Raw genomic sequence first — 269 nt, forward strand, 5'->3', positions numbered from 1 at the left:
GATTTCGCCTGGACCCGGCTCACCACTCCACCACTGACCGTTATTTCCCAGCCTGCCTACGACATGGGAGCCGCGGCGGCCGCGGCATTGATCCGACACATCGAGGGCCGGAAGGCCAGCGCCCCCAGGCCGGAGCTGGTGGCGCACTTGGTCAAGAGGGGTTCGGTGGGAGTCGCGAGATCCGTGGACGTAATGAGTCAGTCCTAAACGCGAGGGCAACGGAGGAATCACACCTCCACATCGCCCGCTTCCGGTTCATCCGCAGAGCG

The 269-nt window shown here is 64.7% G+C and carries 1 protein-coding gene; it reads left to right on the top strand.

Annotated features, from left to right (window positions below):
• The coding region (locus SB724_RS20320; RefSeq protein ID WP_410572678.1) for a substrate-binding domain-containing protein at window positions 1-207 on the top strand (207 nt) is incomplete at its 5' end.
• Window positions 208-269: the final 62 nt, after the last annotated feature.

The sequence above is a fragment of the Bacillus sp. SIMBA_031 genome (genome assembly GCF_046535225.1).
GTDB lineage: Bacteria > Bacillota > Bacilli > Bacillales > Bacillaceae > Bacillus > Bacillus velezensis.